Source organism: Shinella sp. SUS2 (assembly GCF_001262505.1).
Lineage (GTDB): Bacteria > Pseudomonadota > Alphaproteobacteria > Rhizobiales > Rhizobiaceae > Shinella.
Window position 1 is genome coordinate 16,203 of sequence record NZ_KQ410753.1, and the last position, 21,457, is coordinate 37,659.

Below are 21,457 nucleotides of genomic sequence, written 5' to 3' on the forward strand. Positions count from 1 at the left end.
AAGTGTTGCAACGCGGCCCTCATCCATGCGAGGTTCGGCGCGATTTTCCGTTGGTGACTGGTCTATCCTACATGGCGTTCAAAGGTATCATTCTGGCGGGGGGAAGCGGCACGCGCCTTTATCCTCTCACCATCGCGGTTTCGAAGCAGATCCTGCCGATCTACGACAAGCCGATGATCTACTATCCGCTCAGCGTGCTCATGCTGGCGGGCATCCGCGAGATCCTCATCATCTCCACGCCGCGCGACCTGCCGCTGTTCCAGGAACTGCTCGGCGACGGATCGGATTTCGGCATCGAACTTTCCTACGCCGTGCAGCCCCAGCCGAGCGGGCTCGCCGAAGCCTTCATCATCGGCCGGGAGTTCATCGGCTCCTCCTCGGTCGCCATGGTTCTCGGCGACAACATCTTCTTCGGCGACGGGCTTTCAGACCTCTGCCGGCAGGCGGCAGCGCGCGAAAGCGGCGCGTCCGTCTTCGCCTATTACGTCAACGACCCGCAGCGTTACGGCGTGGTGGAGTTCGATGCCGGCGGCACGGCGTTGTCCATCGAGGAAAAACCCGTCGTCCCGAAATCGAGCTGGGCAGTGACCGGCCTCTATTTCTATGACAACGACGTCGTCGACATCGCCGCCTCCATCACCCCGTCCGCCCGCGGCGAACTGGAGATCACCACTGTCAACAGCACCTATCTCGAACGGGGCAAGCTGCATGTGAAGCAGCTCGGCCGCGGTTATGCCTGGCTCGACACCGGTACGCTCGACAGCCTGCACGAGGCCTCCGCCTTCGTAAGGACCATCGAGCACCGGCAGGGTATCAAGATCGCCTGCCCGGAGGAGATCGGCGTGGAAATGGGCTGGCTACCCGTCGACAGGATGTTGCAGCGGGCGGAACAAATGGGGCGCAGCGAATACGCCAACTACCTGCGCCGGCGCGCCCGGGAGCTCGGCACGGCATGAGCGAGATACGTCCCACCAGGCTCGACGGCGTGCTCGAAATCGTGCCCGCCCGCTTCGGCGATGCGCGTGGCTTCTTTTCCGAGACCTACAACGCCGCCCGGCTCGCGAGCTGCGGCATCGACCTCACCTTCGTGCAGGACAATCATTCCCTGTCCGCAAGGCGCGGCGTGCTGCGGGGGCTACATTATCAATTGCCCCCGCGGGCGCAGGACAAGCTCGTCCGTGTCGTCCGCGGAGCGATCTTCGATGTGGCGGTCGATATCCGCAGGGGGTCTCCGACCTTCGCCCAATGGGTCGGCGTCGAACTTTCCGCAGAAAAATGGAACCAGCTCCTGGTTCCCAAGGGGTTCGCCCACGGCTTCGTCACGCTTACCGAGAATACGGAGGTCGTTTATAAGGTGACGGACTACTATTCGCCCGAGCATGACCGATCGATCCGTTACGACGACCCCGACATCGCCATCGACTGGCCGATCGCCGCTGGCGACCTGCAGCTATCCGACAAGGACCTCGCCGCCGCCCGGTTGGCGGAAGCTGACGTCTTTTCCTGGCAATAGATCGGCTTACTGCGGGCGCTTGAACCGCTGCTGACCGAGGATGACGCCGAGGAGCGGCGCTCGCATGATCCAGAGGCGCAATTTCACGCGCTTGTTGGTCGGCAGGCGGGCAAGCGCCGCTTTCTGGGCCGCAACCGCCGCTTTCCGGTCGCCAGCCAGAAGATAAGCCTCGGCCGCGTGGCGCAAGAGGTTCGGCTGGCTCTCCTTCAGCGCGAAAGCCTGGACCAGTTGTTCTGCCGCCTGTCCATAACGACCTTCCCGATAGGCGGTAAAGCCGGACATGCTGAGTGCTTCGGCGCTTGATGGATCCGGCTCACCCATAAATCGCGTCGGCGCCATTTTAGCTCCGGCATAACTCAGCCAGGAAAAGCGCACCATCTCGTTCAAGCGGCCGAGCCGCTCTGCCGCATCCTTCCAGCGCAGTTCCGTCACGCGGATGTCCTTGTAGCCGTGGCTCTTGCGGGTCTGGAACTCGACGATGTGGTCCGTGGCGCGGAAACGGGAATATTTTCTGAGGATGAACCAGGCGGTGATGCGAAGAACGAGGTCACGCGCAGGCCGCTCAAGTTCTCCCTTCTTCAGCGCGGCAATGCCAGCGGCGGCGGAGGGCGCGCGATAGCCTGCCCCGGCGAGATTGTAGAAGGCGTTGCCGAGGGTGATCGTGACCGTCTCGTGCAGGAGAGAGAGAAGGCCGACGCCAGAATTGTAGCAGAGCGTGGCATCGACGCTGTCGATGAGGGCATGGATGTTGTCATCTCTTTCCGCCGTGACGACGTTCGGGCTTGAAAGAGGAAGGTCTGTCTTCGACAGGGGGTGCGGCTTTATGATGAAGAGGACGTCGGCATTGTCAGCCACCAAAGACGCCAGGGACGCCAGGAACTGCGGGTAGGATTGTTCACCGCGGAGGAACAGGGTGACGGCCATGTCGTCTTCCAGCTGGAGCGGCACGAAGCATTTGAGGCGGCGGTCGTCCTGGAGATGGCGGTATTTTGCGGCCGTCTCCTCGTAAACGCCCATCTGTTCGAGGGTCTTGCCGCCCCCGCGCAGGTCGTCGACATAGGCCCGGGCATCTTCCAGTTCTTCGGTGGAAAACGTTTCCGCAAGGAAGGCGGCTTCGGAAAAGCGCTCGCTGTTGTAGCAGACGTCCTCGTCATAATAGATCGTCTCCGGCAAGGCGCCCCTTTCGATGACAATCGTGTGCCGGCCGAGCGCCTTGGCCTTGTCGAAGATCGGGCGGAAGGCGGCGTGGCTCTTCATGTAAGGATTGAAGATGGCGATGTCGTCGATCCGGCCCTGTTCAAGGCCGGAAAGGATTTCGCCGACCGCGTCCGCCTTGTCGGAGAGGACGGGAACGAGCCGGTAGCCGAGAAGCCGGAGCGGCAGGAAATAGCCCAGCGTGTCCTTGTTCTTGCACAGGCAGGCAATTGTCTTTTTGCGGTCGAGATGGTCGATCGACAGCAACCTTGTGCGATCGGCGAGATACTTTTGCGCCGCGGAAAGGAAATTCTCCCGTTTCCTGTCGCCAGACGCATACCACGCCTGTTCCTTCGCGCGAGGATGGTGCCGGTGGAAAACCTTGAGCCCCAACCCCTCCGTCGGCTGAGAAAGCAGCTCGAAGAGCCTGCGAAAGCCGACATAGGGCCGCGCCTGATAGAAATTGGCCCTAAGCGGGCCGAACAGGTCCTTTTCGGGCTCCTCCGGTAAAGGCAGAAGGCCCGCATGGAGGCAGAAGCGCAGCAGGAATTCGAAATCTTCAGATCCATGCCCACGGAAGGATGGATCATAGCCTCCGACGAGGGAGAACATCTTCCGACTGATCAGGAAGACGTTCGAATAGGGCGCGACATAACGCTCATCTGGGCCGCTCACCTCGGAATAGTTCAGCGTGAAGGCGAATTTACGCAGGAGGAATGATTGTTGCTCGGCGCTGCCAAGGCTTTCGAGCTGCTGCGTCTCGGCGGCCCCAAGATGAAAGGCCGGCGGATTGAGCATGACGTCGATGACATTGCGCATATCGAGCGCGCTCGCCGTCTCCGCCAGCCGCTGGAAGAGATCGCGTTCACTGATGAAATCAGGATCGCAGAAGTAAATGAAATCCGTAGCGCACAGCGATGCACCGATATTACGGGCAAGCGACAGCGAGAACACACCTGGATCATCGACGAAATGATAGCGATAGCCGCGTCGTGTGCAGATGGCTGCAATGGCGTTTCGGTGCGAGGGCTCCGATCCGAAATCCACGACAACGATCGGCGGGCAAGGCTGGTAGTATTCAGCCATCGCATCCAGTCGGTCGGCAATCCAGGGATTGCCGTCATGAAGGCGGACGCAGAACACCATGGTGATGTCCTGCACGCCGATCGGCGCACCCGTTCTACCGGGGGAGGTTTCTGCGGAACTCATTCGTCATCCTTGGTCGTAAAGAAAGACACACCCACCGCCGCTTTCATCAGGGCAGGAAAGGCCGGCCTGGAAAGAACCGGCGCAGCCATTGCGGCAAGGCTGCATCCCGCCTCCTGCGCTGCAGCCGCTTGTTTTCGGGCAAGCGCTTCAAAGCCTCATCCAGGCATTCCAGCGCCAAAGCGTCCGCACCGCGCTTCAGATAGCATTCCGCTAGGCATCGCAGGTGCTCGACCTCATCGGGTTCGCGCGTACGTAGGGCCTCAAAAAGCTGCGTTGCCTTTCTGTAATCGCCTGCGGCGAAGGCTTCCCGTGCCTTTTCGCTCAGTTTCCCGGCCGGCAGAATCATCCAGTCGGCGAGGGGACCACCATGCCGCTGGACGCCGGTTTCGAGGAGGAGTTTATGGAGATTCCGATCCTCCGGAAGCCAGCGATGGGCAATCTCAAAGAGGCGATCGGCATCCTCGTAATCTCCCGCCAAACGCACGGCTTTCGCCAGCTCAATGAGCGTACGCGCGGCACCCCTGCCATCGGGAACCCATCGGCGTGCGGTCTCAAAGAGCCGCGCAGCTTCATCACGCTCGCCGGCTGCATGCGCCACCTTGCCCGCTTCGGTCATGGCACGGGACAGGTTTTTGTTGGCAAGCTGCCGCCGGTTGGCAATCGCAAACAGGCGAAGCGCTTCGTCATATTCGCCTTTCTCGCAGGCCGCACTTCCCATGCGGATGAATGTATTGATAGCCTTCGTCTCTTCCTGCACCCCCTCACGGCCACCGAAGGAAAAATAGAGCGGTGCCTTGAGAGAAACGTTTCCCGGAACCTGCCCCAGAGCGATGGGAGCTTCGGTCAGTCCGCGGATGACGGAAAAAAGGATACGGTTTGTCGTCCCTCCCGCGCTGGAGGGAACCTGATCGGCAACGCCGAACGAATAGAAATCCTCGGTCAGGTAGCGCAGGAAGCTCAGCCGCCTGTCCTCATCCGGTAAGGAGGCCTCCTTGACAGCCGCGACCAGCGCCTCCCTTTCGGAAACCGTGCACGCAAGGCCGGGCTGGGCGTAGAAGGCTTCGCCGCAGCAGATCACGGGCTTGCCTTTTGCAAGCGCCGCAAGACCGAGACCGGAGTTGAGAACGACGACCGACGCAGCCAAGTCAATCAGATCGGCCGCTTCCTCGTTCTCCTCCACGAAGAGGACATGCGCCATATCAGCGACGGCGGCGCCTGGCGTGCATTTTGCCACAACGAGATAGGTCTGCGGATCAAGCACATCTGCGAGATAAGCGATCCAGTCCTTGAATGTATCAGCCCCACCGCAAGGGCCAGCGAAGGCGCGGGCCATTCCGCCATCCAGGTCTTGCATATCCACAAGCACCATCCGCCGCCCGCCGATACCAAGTCGTTCGGCGAGAGCTGGCCCTGCCACCTCGGTGTCCTCCGCAAGTGTGGGCTTTTCGCTTTCCAGCCAGTCCAACACCCTCTGCCGGGCAGCCTCGTCCAGAGGCTTGTCCCAACGCGCCGCCGCATACGAGGCACTGTCAGCACAAAACCCTTCTGGATCGAAGAACCAGCTTCCCGGCAGCCCACCCTGCCCCCAGACAACAAGACGCCGCCCCGCCGCCTTGAGGCCCTTGTACAGGGAGCAGCGATGGTCATTGCCATAGGGGTCGAGGAAAAGGATCCGGGTAAACCCTTCTGCATCCAGGGTGCGGCTCAGCAGGTCGCTATCGGCGAAATCCCCCTCCTGCCGGATCCGATAATGCCCGAAGGCGGGGAAAGCATGCCGTAGCGCCCGGAGGGCCGGAGCATCTTCCTCGGCAAGGACAAGCGTCTTTTCCCGGGAATGCAGGTCTTCCATGGGCAGGAGCCAGGACGCACCGGTATCATAGGCTTCCATGATGCCGGAGACGCGCTCCTGGTTTTCCGTCATTGGCGTCACATAGCTCGCATCCTCGCGCTGCGGGTGCCACAGATGAGCCATCTGCAGGCCGCGCTGGAAGACGTCGATGCCATAGAGCGCGAAATAGGCCCGGAACCCCTCATAGCGCTGGATCGCGTTGCGGCGGGTGTTGAGATAATAATTGCCCGTGCGCGGTCCCTTCGGCCCGTAGCTTGCGAGCCGGTGCAGAAGCTCGAAATCCTCCGCCCCATGGCCGACGAAACTCTTGTCGTGCCCGCCGATCGCCAGGAGATGGTAGCGGCTGGCGACGATCGCCGAGATCGCATAGGTGTGATTCTGGTAGACCGTCCTGTCGTCCCGCATCACCCCGTCATGCAGCAGCGTATCAGCGAAGGCCGCCTCCCTGCGTGCGAAGAGATCCAGGTAACGCCGGGTGAAATCCTCCGTCATGTAGGCGCCGGGCAAAGCGAAGAAGGTGTAGGCATTGTCGGGCATGCCCCGCAGCCGCGTCTCCTCCAGCACGCGCTCGTAGCTGCGCGGCGACATGAGGAAGTCGATGTCGTGGTAGAGGACCAGCGGCGTTTGCGCATGCTGTGTGCCGATGTCGCGCGCATGGCCGACGCTGAAAGGGGCATCGCCCGTTTCCACGCGCACCAGCCGCGTTCCCGTCGCGGCGGCAAGATCGCGCAGCTCTCCCGCTCTTTCCACCGGCGTGCCGTAATCGACGATAAGCGGCGCATACCCCTGAGGCAGTGTCGCAATGATCCGCGCGATGCGCTCGGGCTCGTCGTAAAGCCGGTCGGCGGAGAGACGCACGGGAATGACGGCCGTGATGAGCGGTTTTTCGAACAAGACGCGACCTCCTCTATTTCCGTGCGTCGAACGGATAGAGGACCCGTCCGACGATGCGCGCTTTCAGAGATGTCCTCTCGCGGAAGAAGCGGATCGGATTGGCCCTGTATTTCTCGACGAGCCTCCTGTTGCCGCCCCACCCGATGAGGGGGATGAGGATGAAAGGCAAAAGGTGGCGCCAGCCGAGGATGCCATAAGCGCCCCAGGGCCGCCATTCATCCGGCTTGGCATCGCCAAATTCGTTCCGGTATTTTTCCGGGTTTTCAAGGCGCAGCTTCAACCATTCGACAGTCTGCTCGAATGTGGAACGCGCGCCCGTCACCGGCTCGAAATAGGTCGGATAGCGAAGATAGGCGGCGGCGAAGACCTCTTCCACCGTGCGCCGACGCGTGCGCCTAGGATTGGGCTGCCGGTCGTCGGTAAGGCCCCAGCCCGCGTAGAAGGGACAGCCGAGCACGGTCAGCGGAATGCCACGCAGCAGCGCCTCGAAGCCGCCGAGCGAGGTGATCGCATAGGCCTTGTCGATCGTTTCGAAGGACCGGGCGAGTGGAATCTTTTCCCTGAGGATGCGGCAGAGATGGGCGACCTCCTGCGGATCCGACTGGGCGTCGCGCACGCCGTTCAGGATATCCGGATGCGGCTTGTAGAGGATTTCGGCACCCGGATTTTCCGCGGCGGCGAGCCGCACGAGGTCGTTGTTGCCAAATTTCCGGTCGCATCCATAGAGGATGGAGGCGTCATCCTCGACCTGGCCGATGACGAGCACGCGCGGCTTCGTCTTCTCCCCGAGCAGGTCCGCAAGGGAGAGGCTCGACACCATGTTGTACTTGCTGAGGCCGCCTTCCACGATGAGGCGGATGCCCTCCCTCGCCCGTTCCAGAAGATCCGGATCGCCGGAAAAATCATGCGTCTCCAGCATCACTTCCAGGTCTGATGGCCCCCGGCTGTCGAAATAGGGCCGGCGGCTGTCGAGCGAGAGCGACAGGGGCGGCGTACGCGCAGCGTTGGGCCGGTTCGATCGCAGAAAACCGTCTTCGATGAAGAAACAGGGGATGCCTCGGTCCCGCACGAAGGTCTCGAGATTGGCCGGCAGATTGTGGCCCCAGATGAAGACCTCCGCCCCCCTCGTCGCCGCGATGCGCGCCATCCATTTGCGCTCGAACGCCTCCGCCGTGACGTTCAGCGGCAGATAGACGAAGCGCCGTTCCGGAAAGAAGGACTGGAAGACAGCCCGCTTCCAGCCGTTCATATGGAGCGCAAAGGTCGGGATTTTCGGTGCGTCGGTCGCCATCGCTCTATCGTCTCCACATCCGGGCGCAACGCCGGGATGCGGTCGATCATCCCCCCATCCGGCTTTCCAGAACCGCGTGGATCCGCATCGCCAGCTCGTCCGGCTCGGTTCCGACGGTCTCGAGGTGCACTTCGGGGTTTTCGGGCGCTTCATAGGGCGAACTGATGCCCGTGAAATTGGCGAGCTCGCCGCGCAGCGCCTTCTTGTAGAGCCCCTTCGGATCGCGCCGCGCGCATTCCTCGATGGGCGTATCGACAAACACCTCGATGAACTCGCCCTCGACCATCAGATCCCTTGCAAGCTGCCGTTCCGAGCGGAAGGGCGAGATGAAGGAGACCAGCACGATGAGACCAGCATCGGTCATCAGCTTGGCGACTTCGGCCACCCGACGGATGTTTTCGACACGGTCCTCGGCGGTGAAGCCGAGATCCTTGTTGAGGCCATGGCGGACATTGTCGCCGTCAAGCATGTAGGTATGGCGGCCTTCGGCATGCAGCAGTTTTTCCAGATGGTTGGCGACCGTCGACTTGCCGGAGCCGGAAAGTCCGGTGAACCAGACGACCGCGGCTTTCTGGTGCTTCAGGACCGCCCGCGCCGTGCGGTCGACCTCCATCGCCTGCCAGTGCACATTGTCGGCCCGGCGTAGCCCGAAATCGATCATGCCGGCGCCGACCGTCCGGTTGCTCATCCGGTCGATCAGGACGAAGTTGCCGGTCACACGGTTGGCGGCGTAGCTGTCGAAGGCGATCGGCGCCCGGGTCGAGAAATTGCACACCGCAACGCCGTTCATGTGCAGCGCCTTGGCGGCGAGATGGGCGAAGGTGTTGACGTCGACCTCGTATTTGAGGGCTGTCACCGTCGTCTCGACACTGTCCGTTTCGGTGCGCAGGATGTAGCTGCGGCCGGGGATCATCGGGTTCGCATCGAACCAGATGACATGCGCCTGGAACTGGTCGGCAACGGTCGGTCGGTCGTCGGGGGCGACCAGAATGTTGCCGCGCGAGACTTCGAGCTGGTCCTCGAGGACCAATGTCACCGCCTGCCCTTCCATGGCGCGATCGAGCGAACCATCCCGGGTGACGATCTCCTTGATCCGCGTCGACTGGCCGGATTTGGCGACGATCACCGTGTCACCGACGGCGACGGCGCCGGAGGCGACCTGGCCGGCGAAACCGCGGAAATCGAGATCCGGGCGGGAAACGTACTGGACCGGGAACCGGAAGGGTTTTTCGCGGTTAGCCTCCTCGACCGGAACCGTTTCCAGATGCTCGAGCAGATGCGGCCCCTGATACCAAGGCGTATTCTCTGAGCGGCGGGTAACGTTGTCGCCGTGACGGGCCGACAGCGGGATCGGCTGGATCGTGGCAAAGCCGAGTGCGCCGGCAAAGGCCCTGAACTCCGCGACGATCTTGTCGAATACCGCCCGGTCGTAGCCGACGAGGTCGATCTTGTTGACGGCGAGCACGATATGCCGGATGCCGAGCAACGAGGCGATATAGGCATGGCGACGGGTCTGCCGCAGGATGCCCTGGCGCGCATCGATCAGCACGACGGCAAGGTCTGCCGTCGAGGCGCCTGTCGCCATATTGCGGGTATATTCCTCATGGCCGGGTGTATCGGCGACGATGAACTTCCGCCGATCGGTGGCAAAGAAGCGATAGGCGACGTCGATGGTGATGCCCTGCTCGCGCTCGGCCTCCAGCCCATCGACCAGCAGCGCAAAATCGATCTCGTCGCCGGCCGTTCCGTGCTTCTTGCTGTCGCGCTCGAGCGCGGCGAGCTGGTCCTCGAAGATCAGCTTGGTGTCGTAGAGCAGGCGGCCGATCAGGGTCGACTTGCCGTCGTCCACCGAGCCGCAGGTGAGGAAACGCAGCAGGGACTTGTTCTCCTGCTCGCGCAGATAATCGGCAATCCCCTTTGCGGAAAGGTCCGAAGCGACGGTCGCCATCAGAAATAACCCTCGCGCTTCTTCTTCTCCATCGAGCCGGCCTCGTCCTTGTCGATCATCCGACCCTGGCGCTCGGAGGTCCGCGCCGTCAGCATTTCCCGCACGATATCCTCCAGCGTCGCCGCATCGGAATCGATCGCGCCGGTCAGCGGATAGCAGCCGAGCGTGCGGAAGCGCACGAGGCGGTCCTCGACCGTGTCGGTCTCACCGATCGGCATGCGCTCGTCGTCTACCATGACCAGCATGCCGTCTCTTTCGACGACCGGACGCCGCGCCGCGAAATAGAGCGGCACGATCGGGATGTTCTCCTTCAGGATGTACTGCCAGATATCGAGTTCGGTCCAATTGGAAAGCGGAAAGACGCGGATCGATTCTCCGGGTGCAACACGCGTATTGTAGGTTTTCCACATTTCCGGGCGCTGGTTCTTCGGATCCCAGGCATGGGCGGCGTTGCGGAAAGAAAAGATGCGCTCCTTGGCGCGCGACTTCTCCTCGTCGCGCCTGGCGCCACCGAAGGCCGCGTCGAAACCGTACTTGTCGAGCGCCTGGCGCAGCGCCACCGTCTTCATCACATGGGTGTGGATGCTGGAGCCGTGCGTGAAGGGCGAGATTTGCTGCTCGACGCCCTCCGGATTGACATGGACGAGCAGATCGAAGCCGAGTTCGGCCGCCATGCGGTCGCGAAAGGCGATCATGTCCTTGAATTTCCAGGTCGTATCGACATGCAGGAACGGAAAGGGCGGCTTTGCCGGATAGAAGGCCTTCATCGCCAGATGCAGCATGACGGAGGAGTCCTTGCCCACCGAGTAGAGCATGACCGGCTTGGAAAAGGTCGCCGCGACCTCGCGAAAAATATGGATCGCCTCCGCTTCCAGTCGCTGGAGGTGAGTAAGAGACGTCAATGCGTGCTCCGATGGTCCATTGAACATCCCGCTCTCTTTGCACAACGTCCGCACGATAGCAAAAGGCTTTCTGACGAACCGCTGCTTGGAGACGCCTATCTGCTCTGGCGGAAAAGGCCCCCTGTTGGTTATATCTCGCCACGACATACGCCCTTCCCGACCCCGAGGCCGGAGAGCGGGCCGAAGACAGGACAATCCGGACATGAAGGCTCCCCGCTTCTCCATGATGACACGCGCTGACTTCAGCGACCTGTCTCTGCACGAGAAGAATACCTATCTGCAGACACTCGCCGATCAATATGCCGACCAGAACGAGCGGGAACGGATCAAGCTCGACAAGGACGCCCTCAGCCGGCTGCGGCGCTACTACAGCCGCCGGGTCTGGGCCGACCTGAAGCTGGAGAACCTCGGTGACAGCAAGATGGACATGCTGCTGTCCCGCCTCGGGGAAGCGATCCGTAACGAATCCATCCAGGCCGACGTCACCGCAGCCCTGATGCAGGAGACGACGCCGAAACGCATCCTGCGCACCGCGCCGCAGGATGACGCCCAGCTGATGTTCTTCGTGCCGACGATCTACGACGCGCCGCTGAAGGACGACGTGCACCTCATGGACGTCGCCCCCTTCTCGCTCAGCAAGAAGGCGAACAAGGGCATCATCAAATACGAGTTGAAGGACAGCCTCATCACCATCGAAGGCGGCGCAGAAACGGGCCTTGCGACGGTCTTCGACTACGACATCTTCCTCAACATGGTCTCCTATCTCGCCGACGAGGTGAAAAACTATCGCAGCAGCGAGGCAAAGGGTCTAAGGCCAAGCCTGCCGCCGAAGACCTACCGTCCAAGCGCCTCCCACATCCTGAAGTTCTGCCGGCGCTCGGACGGCGGTAAATCCTACGAGGATCTCGAGGCCGCGCTCGACCGGCTCGCCAACACCACGATCAAGATGGTCAACCTCTCCGGCGGCAAGCGCCGCCAGGTCGACAGCCGCCCGATGATCAGCGGTTACAGCGTTGTCAGCCGCACCGGCGCCAACCGCATCGAAACGATCGAGATCAGTATCCCCGACTGGGTCTATACCAGCGTGGTGCGCAACGAGCGGACGCTGCCCCTCCTCACACTCCACCAGGACTACTTCCTGATCAGCTCCGGCCTTGGCCGCTTCATCTACCGCCTGGCGCGCAAGGCCGCCGGCAAGAGCGAGGCGATCTACAGCCTGAAGGAGCTCTACAAGCGCAGCGGCTCCACCCAGGAACTGCGAAAGTTCTCCTACGACCTCCGGGAGTTCGTCACCCGCACCCTCGCCTTCCCGATGCCGGAATACGATCTTTCGCTCGAGGACGGCAAGGACGGATCGATGCTGCGCATGCGCTACCGCAACGAAGGCGACCTGCCGCTCTCCCCTCTCCTCGCCGAACTCTAATTTTTGTCGTGGCTCCGTACTTGGCCGACGACAAAAATCAACAGCTCGCCGTACATCACCGACGACAAAAATTTGTCCCCGCCCCGTACATTACCGACGACAAAAATTTGTCGGTCTACCGTACATCGCCGACGACAAGTTTCCCCGCGCATCCTCTGAGGCAAATGACGGAATTTTGTCGAAAACCGTATTTCGCCGACAATTTTCCGTACATCGCCGACGACAAACCGTACATTACCGACGACAAACCGTACATCACCGACATCTAACGGAAGTAAGCTATTGTTTAAAAATCAGAAAAACACACTTTTTGCGTCTAAAACTTATTAAAACTAATAAAACCACCTAAAACGAGGCTGTCAGCCTCACTTCAAAAGATAATTCATGATTTTTGTCGGCAAAACTCTCCGAAATGGGTACCGAAAGGTCGTAAAATTTTGGCAGAGCCTCATGGCAAAATTGGATTTTTGGCGCTGTCCTGAATCTTGCTGAATTTGAATGAGGCAATGGATAACTCTTCGCTGAGAAGGGCAACGCCTTCTATACTGCCATGCAATGGCCTTGAGAGCCGAGCAATATGACAGCTGCCTCCCCAAGGCAGCAATGATACGAGGCACAAGATGAACCAGGAACAGACAAGCGAACCGGAAAAGAGCTGGCGGTTCCTCTGGGAAATGAAAATCGCCGCTCAATCGGTTTCAGAAGTGTATGTCAGCCTCGACGTTCTGGGCGGGCACTATGTGAAGATCGCGCCCAAGGATTTCCTGGATGCGATAAACGATATGCAAGGGGTCAGCGATACGCACCCTCATCCCCGGCGATTTCAGTTCACCATGGAACGGGATATCCTTTGGGTCCATTCCTCGATGCCGCCAAAGAATGGGCCGCCTGCGCAAAATGAGGGCCAGCAGAAGGAGAGCTCTGTCCCACTGCAAAGCTGAGAGCGCGGCTAGAAGTCAAAATATTCAGAAGGACAAAACGCCGCCCCTATGGGGCGGCGCTTCCGTTTTAAGGTGGGCTTACAGAACGAAGTAGTCCTTCAGGAAGGTCGTGCTGCCAGCCACCTGGATGGCAAAATCCGCATTTCCGTCGCCATCGACATCCCCATAGATGAAGGTGTCGGACGCCGTCTTCTCGATGCGAAGCTCACCGGCTGTCTTGGAGAACTGCTCCGAACCGACGAAGGAGAAGGCCTGGTCACCAGAAACCTTGCCATTGGCGTCGATGCCTGAAAGGTCGATACGATCACCGGCTTTACCGTTGAAATCGAGAATCGTATCGCGACCGGACGTCTTTACCGTCGAGTTGGCGAGCGTGTTGAAGACGAATTCATCCTTACCTGCGCCGCCGGAGAGCAGATCGGCACCATTGCCACCTACCAGCCGGTCGTTTCCAGCACCACCAGAAATGACGTCGTTGCCGTCGCCTCCACGAAGCTTGTCGTTCCCCGCGCCACCTTCGACCTGGTCATTTCCGGTCCCGCCATAGATGTCGTCGTTGCCTTCACCGCCATAGAGCTCGTCATTGCCCGTGCCGCCGTAAAGGATGTCCTTGCCAGCGCCGCCATAGATGACATCCTTGCCGGTTCCACCGAAGAGCTGGTCGTTGTCGGCGCCGCCGAAAAGTTCGTCATTGCCCGTGCCGCCGTAAAGGATGTCCTTGCCAGCGCCGCCATAGAGCTGATCGTTGCCGGTTCCGCCAAAGAGCTGGTCACTCCCCTCTCCGCCGTTCAGAACATCGTGGCCGCCTTGACCGAAGAGCTTGTCATTGCCGGCGTGGCCGAGAATCCGGTCGGAGCGGCTGGTGCCCGGAAGGGAGTCGTTTCCGGCTGTCCCCTCGATGATATCGGAGACCTCGGGTTCGCCGATCGTGACGGTCCCGTCAGAGAATTTCAGCTTCTCGATGCCTTTGATCGTATCGACGCCGTCACTGCTGCCGGTGCGCTTGTCCGTCACCGTCCAGGTGCCGTCCTTGTTCTCGACCCAGGTGTAGTCGGCCTTTGCACCGTTCAGCACGAATGTGTCATCGCCGAGACCGCCGTCGATCTTGTCATTGCCGCCATTGCCCTTCACCGTATCGTTGAAGCGTGTGCCGACATAGGTGTCAGCGCCGCTCGAACCGACGACGTTCTGGGCATATTGCTTCAGGTATTGCAGGTAGAGTGCCAAATCTGCTGTCGTAGCACTGTTGCCGGCCATATGGACTTTCGAGAACAAGCTGAGAGCTTCGCTGCCGGCACTGTTGGTGAGATCGAGCCCGCTGATGCGAAGCTGTACGCTCCCCCCGGTAAAGGCATTGTTGGTGCCGAACGAACCGGTTCCGCGGGTGCCGTACTCGACGGAATCGATCTTGCCCGTGATCTTGTGGGTCGCCATGTCATATTCGAAAGCACCAAAGGCCAGCGCATATTTTGAGGTAGACTGTGAGCCGTAGCTGAAGAACATTTCCTTGTTGTTGTTGTTCAGCCCCGGATAACCTTCAAGGGTGGTACCCTTGAGGAACTGGCCGACCAGGAAGGCGTCGAAATCGATACCGGCCGAGCCGGAACCGTCGAGTGTCACCGTTCCGCGCGACTGGTCCGTTCCGTCTGCGACATCGCCGACCTTGACCGTGAAGGTTTTTGTCTCGGTATTGGTCCCATCAGAAACCTTGACCGTCACGTCATGGCTCGTCGCCGTTTCGTAATCGAGCGTGCCATTGACGAGGAGCTTCCACTGGCTTCCGTCCTGGACGAGCTTGAATTTGCCGCCGGCATCATCGCTGAGCTGATAGGTCAGTGTTTTGTTTTCGGGATTGGTTGCCGCGAAGGTGCCGACGACCGTGCCGATCGCGGCATCTTCATCGACAGTCTCTTTGGAAAGCGTCAGGTCCGTCGGCTCATAGACGTCGGTGACGTTGATCGTGAGGGTCTTTTCCGTTGTGTTGACGCCATCGAAGGCTCCGACCTTTACGCTATAGGTGCGGGGGCCTGTTTCGTAGTCAAGCGTGTCCTGGACAAGCTTGAACTTGCCGCTGTCGTCCGTCAGCGTATAGGTCAAGCTCTTGCCTTCCGGATCACTTGAGGAAAGCGTCCCGACGACCGTGTTGAGGGCGGAGTTCTCGGCTATACTCGTGCCGGAAAGTGTTGGTGCGGACGGCGCCTCATCGATATCCGCGACATTGATCGTGAAGGTCTCGGTAGACTCCTTCTCGCCATCGGAGACCTTGATCGTCACACTGTGGGTCGTCTTCGTTTCAAAGTCGAGTGCACCGCCGATCACCAGTTTCGTTTCGCCGCCTTCTGTGACGAGGCGGAACTTCTTGTCGGCATCATTGGTGATCGTATAGGTCAACGGCCGGTTTTCCGGGTCCGTCGCGGAAAGAGTTCCGACGACCGTGTTCACCTTCACGTTTTCAAGTGGGTTCGGGGTCGCGTTCGTCAGGATAGGCGTAGTCGGAGCATCGTTATCCACGGTGCCACCTACGGTGAGGGTCAAAACCTTTTCGAATGAGTTCCCGGCCTTGTCGGTGACGCGGACGGTCACGGTGCGACTATCTGTCGTCGTCAGGCCTTTTGCGAGCTTGATCTGGTCACCGTCAACGAAGAAGTGCCCGTCCGCGTCGTCGACAAGCTCAAAGGTGAAGACTTCATCGGCATCACGATCACTAGCGGAAAGCGTGCCGATGGAACCGCCGACCTTGAGGGTTCCCCAGACCACTCCGTTTGTGCCCAGCTCCAGACCCGTCGGCGCATGGTTTTCGTTATCAGTGAGCTTGCTAAGATCTTGGGTCAGGTCGGCGAAGCGGACGTATTCGATATTCTTCAGCGTGTCCACGCCGTCAGCGCCCGTTATTGTCCAGACACCATCCTGGCCTTCGGTCAGGGTGTAGTTCGCACGGTTACCAGAATAGACGGCGGTATCGTCACCAAGCCCACCGTCTATTGCATCGTCCCCGCCCTTTCCATCAACTGTATCATTGTTGTCTGTGCCCGCATATGTGTCGTTTCCGGTCGAACCAATGAAGTGCTGGGCGTATTTGGCCAATAGCTCATTGATGGCCCTGCTTGCTGTTTCCCCGCCGGCCAGCAGGGCGTCGTAGAGGGAGTGAAGGGCATTGACATTGAACGTAGGGGTTGTAGTTGCGGGACCTGTGCCCGGCTTCACGTAAAGATCAAGTCCCGTAATTTTGAGCGTCTCGACAAGACCGGTCAGAGGGGCTGTCTGTGGGTCGCCTGTACCTGGTTTGGTGCCCGGCCCCCAGGAACCAAATGTCAGGCTATCGACGTAACCAGATATGCCATGACCGTAGAAGCTACCGTGATGAATGCCGTCGTAAGAAATTTCTTCGCCGCCGAGGACGATGCGATCAACTGTCTCTGTACCGCTCTTCTGGTATCTGAAGGCAAGTTGGTCGCCGTTCATGTAATACGTGCTGCCATAGGCAGAATCTGCCGTACCCCCATAGAAATTATAGGCACCACTCCTTCCGATTTTTGCGAGATCGGTGAGGTATTGGCTAACAAAATTCGTGAAATTCACTCCGCTTGTGCTGGAGCTTGCATCTATCTTAATCGTTTTCGGAAGTTGTGCCATTTCTGTTCTTTCCCAACACTGAAAATCGCGCCGATCTCCGTCCGGGAGGCGCGTTTACAAACTGATCGAGGCAATTGGCTTGAGTGTTCTTCAGCTTGCCCGACAGTGGAGGCCAGTCGGGATGGGCTTGATGGGATGGCGGAAGGTGCGTGTGAATATATCCTGCATAATATGCAGCCTTCCAAACAGCCGAAGAGGGTCACGCGGCGCACGGGGATACCCGCTGTACGGACGCTTCAACGACCCGAATTTAAGGGGTGGCTATTGCTAGCACGCTTTCTAAGCCAAATAAATATTATGATTGCAAAAGTCAACATTAACCGGGCGGCATCCTGGCCCGGCAATTTGCTCTTCGATTACCCTGGAAAGAGAAGTCGCCCCAGGGTTCGATAGACTGGCTTGCGCAGCGACTGGAAGAACTCGACCGGGCCGGCGTCGAATTTGCGCTGAGCGGTCGGAGAGCTGAAACGACCGATGAAAAACCGTACGACAGGGATCAGGGGACGGCGCAGGCGGCTAATCTTCTTGGGTTTCTTCACCGGTACGGGCCGTATCACGCTGGCGCGGGCGGCCAGGTAGCTTCGCTTGCCGAAGGGAGCGAGCTGCCGCAGGCGGCCGAGAGCGATCTCGTGCTCCTTCCAGCGCAGCGTCGTGATCATGATATCCTTGTAGCCGTGGCTCTTGCGGCTTTCGAACTCGACGATGTGGTCGGTTGCGATGAACTCGGAATATTTGCGCAGGGTGAACCAGGCGGCGATCTTTTGGACAAGGGCGTCATCCGGCGCACGCACGGCACCCGCTTTGAAACGGGCGACCCCTTCCTCTGCAGACGTTGCGTGAAAGCCTGCGCCTGAAAGGCTGTAAAAGGCATTTCCCAGCGTCATTGTGGGTTTGCCGTGCAGCAGCGACAGAAGCCCGACGCCGGAATTGTAGCACAGCACGACGTCGGCATGGTCTATGAGGAAGTGGATGTTGTCGGCGCGATCGGCGATGACGACGTTTTCGGTGCGCGGAAGGGCGTCCAGCTTCGAAAGCGGGTGCGGCTTGATGACGAACGTCATGTCAGGATTGCTCTCGACAAGGCGCGGCAGGCTGGCAGCAAAATCGTGGTAGCTTTGCTCTCCCTTGAGGAACTGGGTGACGGCCATGTCGTCGTCGAGCTGGAGCGGGATCAGGCAGACCGGTTTTTCGGGCTTTTTCGCCCCCTCGTATTTTTCGGCGGTGGCAGCGTAACCGTCCATCGCTTCCAGCGTCATCGATCCTTCGCGCAGGCGCTCGATATAGGTCTGTGCAGCGGCAAGTTCAGCCGGGGAGAACGCGTCGCGATCGAACGCCGCCTGGGAGTAGGATGGGGCGGCATAGGAGACGTCCTCGGCATAGTAGACGGTGTTCGGCAAAGCCCCGCGTTCGATGACCACCACTTCCCTGCCCAGCTGCCGCGCGAGCGTGACAGCGCCTGAAAAGAGGCTGTGGCTCTTCATGTAGGGGTTGAAGATGGCAATGCCGTCGAGCGTGCCGTCCGTCAATCCGCTCGTCAGTGCGGCGATATCCTCGTCCGCCTCACCGAAAACGGGGACAAGCTCGAAACCGGCAAGGCGCAGTGGAAGGAAATAACCCCAGTGATGGCGGTTCTTGCAGATGCAGGCGAGTTTCCTTGCGCGGGGCAGGAAGTCCACCTCCAGCAGCCGCTCGTCCTTGCCGACATAGACCTCGGTCGCTTCTGAAAAGCGGCTGCGCTTCCAGTCGTTGTTCTTGTACCAGTCGGATCCCTTGTCCTTCGGGTGCCAGAGGTGGAAGGTCTTCAGCCCCAGGGATTCGGCCGGCAAGGCAAGCGCCTCGAACAACTGGCGAAACCCGCTATAGGTTCTTTGGTGGAAGAAGGAGGCTTTGCCTGGTCCGAAACGATCTTCGGTCGGCTCCGATGGCATGGGAAGGTGCTTGGCATGCTGACCGTAGCGCAGCAGGAACTCGAAATCCTCCGATCCATGTCCCCGAAAACTGGAATCGTAGCCACCGAGATAGGAAAACAGCTTGGAGCCGATCAGGAAGACATTGCTGTAGGGGGCAACGAATTGTCCCTCCTTCGGCTCGAAGTTCTCGAAATAACTGTAGAAGGACAGTTTCTTCAGGTAGTCCGATCGTGCATCGAGATCGGCAAGCGCGAAGAAGCCATCGGTCTTCGGCTCGGAAAGATGAAAGGCGGGAATGTTGAGGACGAGGTCGAAGAGACGGGTGGCGTCGATGGTGTTGATGATGTCGACAAGCCTGCCGAAATGGTCCCTCTCGCTGAAGAAGTCGGGATCGGCAAAATAGATGAAGGGCGTATTGGCCGCCGCAAAGCCGGCATTCCGTGCCGTCGAAAGGGAGAAGACGCCGGTGTCGTCGACATGGACATAGGTGTATCCCTTGTCTTCGCAAACCGCCTGGATCCGGGCAGCGTGGGGCGCGGGTGAGCCGAAATCGACGATGACGATTTTGGGCGCGGGCGCATAATATTCCCCCATCAGTGCGATGCGATCGATCACCCAGGGGTTTGCATCATGCCAGCGCACACAAAGCACCATGGAAATGTCTGAGGTGCCGATAGGCTTGCGCGGTTCGGGATGCACGTCTTGCACTTTCTGCGGGGAGATGATCGGAGCCGGTGAGAAAACTGGCAGTTCCATGCACTTCATTCCGTGTTCATTTAAAGGCCGCGCATCTTGGGATGCGCCGCACTTACCATAAGCCCCGGCTTTCTGGAAACCGCCTCGTGTGGAACCGTGCTCAGGTCGTCATAATGTTCTGATGCTGAAGGGGGGCGAACCCGATCACTCTTATGGCGCCTGTTCCTGCGCTTGTCCCGTGATCGCAAGATCGTTCACAGAGGCGTGCTCGCGTCGAAGGCTAGCCATCCTTCACGAAAATGAGCCGGCAAAGATATGGATCTTCGCCGAGATGGGGCGAGAAACCGGTCCCCTCCTCCCGCTCGACGACTTGGAAGCCGAGTTCCGTCATCTGCCGTTCAATCGCTTCCGGTCGCATGAAGCGGCGGCCATCCAGCTTTCTGTTCTTCTTCAGGGGTTCGTCCTGATCGGTTCGGAATTCAAAGGCGATGGTGTCCCCTGCTTGCAGTTCACGTGCGGCGCATTCGAGAAACTGGTCCTGTTGTATGCGCGTGATCGCATGGAGCAGGAACCGGGCGTATAGCGTGAGCCCTCCTTTGTTCCTGGGTGGCCTTGCCGCACGCAGGAGGCTTTCGAGCGTTTCGGGATCCGTTATGTCTCCGTGCACAAAGGACAGGATCGGCCGCCGGCGGAAGAGATTTAGCAGAAAATGGAGAGCGCCTTTTGGTGGTGGCGGCACACGGACCGTGGCCGCCTCGATTGCGACACTGCAATTGTCGATTCCGATCACGGTCGGCCTTATAGCCGCCAGGGAGAAGCTGTCCCGACCGTCTCCGCATCCGATATCGACGACATTGCGCCGCAAGTAGCCTGAGCGGGAAACGAACCCTTCAAAGGATGAGGGGGGAAGAGCCTTGGGGTTGTGGCAATAATAATCCGTCCAGTAGATCTTCCAGCGATGATAAGGCCTGGCATAGCCCTGCGGAAACTTCTCCGTCCTGTCGAGGTTCCAGTTGTGGCCGGGATTGGGGGTCTTCCAGTGAGGGCCGTAGATATACTCGACAAGCGCTTCCGTATCGGCAACGGCCGCGACCTTGCGGCTGGCCAGATCGATATCGACATGGCCCCGGAAGTCGCTTTTCATGAAGGGCTTTACACCACAGACTCCAAAGGGCAGCAGGAGCTTTCCGGTCTCGTCAAAATAGGTATGGAAGATGTCGATTGTAACATTGGTTCTCGGATCGGTCACCCAGATGCAGGATAGTTTGCATGCGACGCGATAGCCATGGCGTGACAGGGCTTCTGCGATCTCGACGACTTCCGCCACCACCTTGTCCGGATCCGTATGGTTCGAGATGTAGCCCGCGTCGAAATCGTGGTCGTGCCCGATGAAGTTGCTGTTGCGATAGGCCCCAAGCAGCGTGCCGTACAGGACAAAAAGTTTCAGGCCTTTTGTTGCCAGAATGGCGGACATACCGTCGAACAGCGCGAACATGTTGTTCTGCCAGACTGTATCGACAGTTTTCGAAAGCTGCAGTTTGCCTTTCTCGTTGAAGACGTGGCCGGCTTCCAGTTTCTGCTTGAGATCCTCGAGAGTGAACTTCGGGATGCCCGCAAAATCAGACGTCGGTAGGTCCACGAAAACATCGCCTACCCGGATCTGTAGCCGGGCCTGACTGTCGATGTAGGACCAGATGGAGGAAAGGTTGAAGCGGAACTTCTGCCCGCCCTGGTCCGGTGCGGGTATGCCCCAATTGCCGGCAAGCGGGATGCCGTCGGCCAACAGCTGCAGTTTTACCGGACGCTCTCCAGCCTCCCGGAGGAGGCCGGAGATGATGGCCGGGCCGAAATCCAGTATGTCGATCTGCACGGCTCGGCTCCTGCTGGAGCATTTCCAGCCGAACCGATATCGGTCCGGCGCCGGAGAATGCGGTAGAAACGAAAATTCAGAACAATTTTGCTGATGAGGTCTGTCTAAGAGGCTGCCTCAAAAAGAGGTGGGTGATTTCAACAGGTTATGATTCCTTCGGATTTGCGAGATTCGATGGAGTTCA

The 21,457-nt window shown here is 59.6% G+C and carries 12 protein-coding genes; 4 read left to right on the forward strand and 8 right to left on the reverse strand.

The genetic code is table 11. The annotated features are described in order from the left end of the window. The first annotated feature begins 71 nt into the window (after nt 1-71). Entirely contained in the window at nt 72-956 is an 885-nt protein-coding gene (rfbA, locus tag AKG11_RS29665) for a glucose-1-phosphate thymidylyltransferase RfbA (protein ID WP_050746546.1), read from the forward strand. Beyond that, entirely contained in the window at nt 953-1,513 is a 561-nt protein-coding gene (rfbC, locus tag AKG11_RS29670) for a dTDP-4-dehydrorhamnose 3,5-epimerase (RefSeq protein WP_050746547.1), read from the forward strand. The genes rfbA and rfbC overlap by 4 nt, the downstream gene beginning before the upstream one ends. 6 nt (nt 1,514-1,519) lie before the next feature. On the opposite strand, the gene AKG11_RS29675 is transcribed toward rfbC, so the two are convergent. Genes AKG11_RS29675 through cysD form a run of 5 tightly spaced genes read right to left on the reverse strand, consistent with a single transcriptional unit; the run spans nt 1,520 to nt 10,800 of the window. Further along, entirely contained in the window at nt 1,520-3,916 is a 2,397-nt protein-coding gene (locus AKG11_RS29675; protein WP_050746548.1) for a capsular polysaccharide export protein, LipB/KpsS family, read from the reverse strand. Nucleotides 3,917-3,962: 46 nt separating this feature from the next. Then, nucleotides 3,963-6,659, reverse strand: a complete 2,697-nt coding sequence (locus AKG11_RS29680; RefSeq protein ID WP_050746549.1) for a tetratricopeptide repeat protein — start codon at nt 6,657-6,659, stop codon at nt 3,963-3,965. Nucleotides 6,660-6,672: 13 nt separating this feature from the next. Beyond that, nucleotides 6,673-7,950, reverse strand: a complete 1,278-nt coding sequence (locus AKG11_RS29685) for a capsular polysaccharide export protein, LipB/KpsS family (RefSeq protein WP_050746550.1) — start codon at nt 7,948-7,950, stop codon at nt 6,673-6,675. Nucleotides 7,951-7,996: 46 nt separating this feature from the next. Next, entirely contained in the window at nt 7,997-9,898 is a 1,902-nt protein-coding gene (gene cysN / locus AKG11_RS29690; protein WP_050746551.1) for a bifunctional sulfate adenylyltransferase/adenylyl-sulfate kinase NodQ, read from the reverse strand. Then, nucleotides 9,898-10,800, reverse strand: coding sequence for a sulfate adenylyltransferase subunit CysD (cysD, locus tag AKG11_RS29695; RefSeq protein WP_245293367.1), 903 nt, complete (start codon nt 10,798-10,800; stop codon nt 9,898-9,900). The genes cysN and cysD overlap by 1 nt, the downstream gene beginning before the upstream one ends. A gap of 202 nt (nt 10,801-11,002) precedes the next feature. Here cysD and AKG11_RS29700 point away from each other — a divergent pair, with 202 nt between their 5' ends. After that, nucleotides 11,003-12,223 (forward strand): replication initiator protein A, encoded by a 1,221-nt coding sequence (locus tag AKG11_RS29700; RefSeq protein ID WP_050746553.1) that lies wholly within the window; start codon nt 11,003-11,005, stop codon nt 12,221-12,223. A gap of 620 nt (nt 12,224-12,843) precedes the next feature. Further along, the gene (locus AKG11_RS29705; RefSeq protein ID WP_053190917.1) at nt 12,844-13,164 is read left to right on the forward strand and encodes a hypothetical protein; all 321 of its coding nucleotides are present in this window, start codon (nt 12,844-12,846) and stop codon (nt 13,162-13,164) included. Nucleotides 13,165-13,242: 78 nt separating this feature from the next. On the opposite strand, the gene AKG11_RS29710 is transcribed toward AKG11_RS29705, so the two are convergent. From AKG11_RS29710 to AKG11_RS29720, 3 genes are all read right to left on the reverse strand, one after another. Then, complete coding sequence (locus tag AKG11_RS29710; protein WP_082342801.1) at nt 13,243-16,797, reverse strand: calcium-binding protein; 3,555 nt, start codon at nt 16,795-16,797, stop codon at nt 13,243-13,245. 356 nt (nt 16,798-17,153) lie between these two features. Continuing rightward, the gene (locus AKG11_RS29715) at nt 17,154-19,463 is read right to left on the reverse strand and encodes a capsular polysaccharide export protein, LipB/KpsS family (protein WP_197284037.1); all 2,310 of its coding nucleotides are present in this window, start codon (nt 19,461-19,463) and stop codon (nt 17,154-17,156) included. 220 nt (nt 19,464-19,683) lie between these two features. After that, nucleotides 19,684-21,273: a class I SAM-dependent methyltransferase gene (locus tag AKG11_RS29720; RefSeq protein WP_050746557.1), complete on the reverse strand. Its 1,590-nt coding sequence runs from the start codon at nt 21,271-21,273 to the stop codon at nt 19,684-19,686. Between the last annotated feature and the right edge of the window lie 184 nt (nt 21,274-21,457).